Source organism: uncultured Duncaniella sp. (genome assembly GCF_910578445.1).
Classification (GTDB): Bacteria; Bacteroidota; Bacteroidia; order Bacteroidales; family Muribaculaceae; genus Duncaniella.
The window spans coordinates 1-2,672 of record NZ_CAJTQC010000059.1 but is presented as its reverse complement, the minus strand read 5'-3'; the positions used below and the strand labels follow the sequence as shown (position 1 = coordinate 2,672).

Sequence of the window (2,672 nt, the reverse complement as noted above, 5' to 3'; positions counted from 1 at the left end):
CGACATCAAGGCTGACAAGTCAAAGCTTATTGAAGAACGTTCTGCCTGTGCCAAGGAGACGGAGGCGGCGAGAAAAGAGAAAGAGACAGCCTTGCAGGAAGCGGCGGACGCGAAAGCGCAGCGCGATTCCAACCGCAAGGATGCCCTCAGCAATCTCGCCAACCGGTTCACAGGTAGCAAGACCAAGAAACTTGAGTCCGAACTCGCTGACTCTCGTGAAGAAATCAGAACGCTCAAAGAGCGAGCAGAAGAGACAGCCAAGACCCACCGCAGCCGTGTATGGGATTTGCAACAGCAGCTCGACAGGCAGAAAGAGCAGCATAACAGCATCGTCAGAGGACATAAGGAAACTGAAGACCTTATACAACGATTCTTTCCCGGTGTCATTGCTGCCCTGCCAGCCATTAGAGACTGCATCCGGGTAAAGATGTCAGACACACTCATCACAACGTTACTTGACGGGAAACCGAGGTCATTCAAAACAGGCTATACGCTCTATGACCCCAATGAGGAGAAAGATGTCGATGTCGGAAATGTCGAGGTGCAAATCAAGAGAGACCCGACCGATGACAACAACTACCGCCTTCATCTCGGAGGTAAGAGAGTGTTCCAATGGTTCAGAGAAAAATGGCAGTCCTTGAAACAGACTGTCAGGAGAGGCTTTGGTATAAGATGAGCAAAAAGGGAGCCGCAAGTTTTGACTGCGACTCCCTCTTTAGTAATTTGAGATTTATAATCTGTAGGTCAGCATCAAGTGAAAGCCAAGCTGTTTGCTATTTACAATCGGGCTGGTTATTGTTGTATTCCCTAAACGTATTGACATATCGGTATATTCCGTTCTTCTCGAATAGAAATCAATGCCGCCGGTCAGAAAAAGACGTTTCCACAAACGATAATTTACAGATGCTTCAAGATGATTGAACGATGAATTAGACGCATCACCTTGCACGTCCACCGGCTTCCCTTCCGGGGTAAGAGACCAGTCATAGTTTACATCGTAACCGTTCCAGGTATAGATCTTGTAAAACTGGTTTGCGATTCTCACAGATATTCGATCATCCGATAAAGCCCAGTTCAAGCCGGCCTTGACCGAAAATCCGGATCCCCAGTTGTAATTGCGGTGATAATCCCTGTAAAAGTCGGTCAGTACGCCTGCAAGGATGACGCCGTTCAGATGCAAATATCCGTCTAACGACATCAGCTTTGACGGGGTATATCTGAACATGGCTCCTCCGCCGACAGATGCGGGAGTTCCCATTTTATATGGCACGGAACAAGGGAAATATAGGGCATTTCTTTCCGGGCGTATAGTGTCGGAGTCAAAATAATCGAAATGCTGATATAGTCCTACGTTGAGGCTGACATTCTTTTTGTCGAGTATTTCTTTTGAAAGTAGTCGCCCCATAATCTCCACACGGCTCAGAATCGGCTGCGACTTTATGCCTTGCAATTCCATCAGGAAAGAGAAGTAATCGTAGGGAGCTTTTGTAGTTTCCGCAAATCTGTCGCCATACTCTATGTTGATTTCCGCGACGGCTCCTGCCCGGCTACCCTCGTCGTTTTCAATAAGAGACAGGTACCTGCCTCCCAGTGACAGCTCCACACTGATTGGAGGTAACCCGAACCTGCGTCCGGATGTGGCGCGTTTTCTCCATGCCGCACCGGTGACAATTCGGTTGATTCCTTTCATGGGGTCAACAAGGAATGCTGCCAACTCACGGCCGAAACGCTCGCCTCCGGTGCTACGGTCGTCGAGGATAAGGTCAGACGTGCGGTAAAGCACTTCGCCAAGAGCAGCGCCGCCTATCGGTGTGGCTATTATGTCGTTGGTAGAGGGGTATTCACATTCCATAAACATCTCCCACATGGCACTTCCGCCGATGGCGAACAGCTCCGACTGCCAGAAATTGAAACCATTGGAGCGTCCGGCATTGAAAAATATAGAGCCGTTGTAGGGATGGTCAAACATATTGGTGTGCAAATGGTCATCGTCCCATTCAAAACCATGCCTGAAATTCTCTTTGATGGTATTCCATGAAATATAGGCATAATGTCCTTTCAGCACATAGCGGTCGAAGGCCCAAAGGCCTATATTGAAGCCCACGGTCTCTGCGCCTGCCCTCCAGAACGCCTTATGTTCGTGCATACGCACATCGGCGCTGTCAGGTAATACCGGAGTCGAGACTATATGCCGATACGGTGCATATTTCTCTACGGATACCGGTTTGTTGTCTTCAGAACATGTGTAGATGTCATTTGAACATTGACTATCCGATGTTATCGGCATTTGCGAATAAGCAACAACTGTCGATAACATAAACATAATTATTGAGGATATGAACTTATTTATATTTTGCATTATAGTAATCGATTATAGATGTTCATACCATTGCAAAACAAGTTATGCCGAGCTTATCCTCGATATTGGCAACGCTCTTGAAACTGAGGTTTTCGGTACCTGACAGCAACTTGCTGACATATTGTGGGCTTACGCCGAGACGGGCGGCGAGGTCAGCTCTTTTAAGACCGTTGTCCTGCATATAGCCAATAAGAGTTACGGCAAGCTGACGCGACCAGCGGAGCCAACCTGCATTTTCCTTTCGCCATGCGGCTTCTTCTGCAAACCGCGAGGGGGTATCACTCTGATGTTCCTCCAAAAATTTAATTGCCTT

Annotated in this window: 3 protein-coding genes; 1 reads left to right on the top strand and 2 read right to left on the bottom strand. The window is 47.9% G+C overall.

Annotation, left to right across the window (positions count from 1 at the left end):
* Positions 1–676: hypothetical protein (locus QZ311_RS12230; protein ID WP_297068493.1), on the top strand; the 676-nt coding region annotated here is incomplete at its 5' end.
* Positions 677–730: 54 nt separating this feature from the next.
* On the opposite strand, the gene QZ311_RS12225 is transcribed toward QZ311_RS12230, so the two are convergent.
* A complete protein-coding gene (locus tag QZ311_RS12225; RefSeq protein ID WP_281510220.1) occupies positions 731–2,146 on the bottom strand; it encodes a DUF3943 domain-containing protein in 1,416 nt (471 codons plus the stop codon).
* Between the two features lie 235 nt (positions 2,147–2,381).
* Positions 2,382–2,672, bottom strand: a 291-nt coding sequence (locus QZ311_RS12220; protein ID WP_297068491.1) for a helix-turn-helix transcriptional regulator, incomplete at its 5' end; no start/stop codon positions are given.

Bases quoted from the DNA above. Each gene is read 5' to 3' on its own strand.
- QZ311_RS12225 (WP_281510220.1), bottom strand. From the start codon at position 2,146: ATGCACGAACATAAGGCGTTCTGGAGGGCAGGCGCAGAGACCGTGGGC.